The sequence below is a fragment of the Microcoleus sp. MON1_C5 genome, assembly GCF_036701875.1.
In the GTDB taxonomy this organism is placed as follows: Bacteria; Cyanobacteriota; Cyanobacteriia; order Cyanobacteriales; family Microcoleaceae; genus Microcoleus.
In genome coordinates this window covers 1-1,128 of record NZ_JAUBRN010000160.1, presented here as the reverse complement: position 1 = coordinate 1,128, position 1,128 = coordinate 1, and the positions used below count along the sequence as shown (strand labels likewise).

General features: G+C 45.7%; 2 protein-coding genes. Both read left to right on the top strand.

Translation table 11 applies throughout. From position 1 onward, the window contains the following. Positions 1-57 precede the first annotated feature (57 nt). On the top strand, positions 58-561 hold the full coding sequence (locus QUA71_RS29155; protein ID WP_333290491.1) for a helix-turn-helix domain-containing protein: 504 nt from the start codon (positions 58-60) through the stop codon (positions 559-561). Continuing rightward, complete coding sequence (locus tag QUA71_RS29150) at positions 558-1,118, top strand: IS630 family transposase (protein ID WP_333290489.1); 561 nt, start codon at positions 558-560, stop codon at positions 1,116-1,118. The genes QUA71_RS29155 and QUA71_RS29150 overlap by 4 nt, the downstream gene beginning before the upstream one ends. Positions 1,119-1,128: the final 10 nt, after the last annotated feature.

The following is a 1,128-nucleotide window of genomic DNA, read 5'->3' as shown; positions in this document are numbered from 1 at the left end:
ATACCAATTTTACATGAAGTTGCATAGAATAAAGATAATGTTGAGAGGTGATGAGTTATGGCACGTCAACTGATGGTGGCGATCGCAGAAAGTGCAGAGAGTTTGGAGCAACAACTAAAAAACAGTCGTACCGCCAGTCAGAAAGAACGGTTGCAAATGTTGTGGTGGCTAAAAACAGGACAAATCACTCAGCATCAAATCCTGGCCAAACGTCTGGGACGTGATGGTTCAACGGTAACTCGGTGGTTGCAAAAGTATCGTCAGGGAGGATTGTCCGAATTGTTGGCAGTCAAGAGTGCACCCGGAAAATTGCCCCACTTGAGTCCAGAGGCTCTTGCCGGATTACAAAAAAGACTGGAACAGCCACCAGGCTTCAAAAGTTACGGAGAAATCGTGGAGTGGCTCAATGAGACTTATCAACGGAACCTGACATACCCCACAGTCTATCATTGGGTACACTATCGACTTAAAGCTAAATTAAAAGTGCCACGCCCCAAAAGCGGGAAGCAAGAACCCAATGCCGCTCAGCGTTTTAAAAAAACATCGCCCCAGCCCTGTTGACCTATCAACGCTTGTTTGGAAAGGGACAACGGCTGCGTTACTTGTGTCAAGACGAGACCCGCTTGGGACTTAAAACAGAAACAGGGAAAGTGATTATGGCGTTTGGAGTGAAACCTTACGCACCGGTACTCTGGAAACGTGACAATTTTTGGCTCTACGGGGTGGTCGAACCTTTGAGCGGCTGGCATTTTTGTCAAGAATACGATCGCCTCAATACTCAAAGATTTCAGGAGTTTATTGATGCCCTCTCACATCAACTGGGAGATGACATCGCACTTATTCAACTTGACCAGGCGGGGGCTCATGTGACCAGTGCTCTGCACTGGCCTGATAACTTGATTCCCGTTTGTCAACCAGCCCATAGCCCTGAACTCAATCCCATTGAACGAGTGTGGCAATTTATCAAACAACAATTCAAGGGAGAAGTGTTTCTGACTCTTAAGGAATTGCGCGAACGACTGGATCAGGTTCTGCAACAAATCACACCTGAAGAAATGAGTTCACTATCTTCTTACACTTTCATTCTGGAAGCTTTATTCTATGCAGCTTCATATTAAATTGGTATCA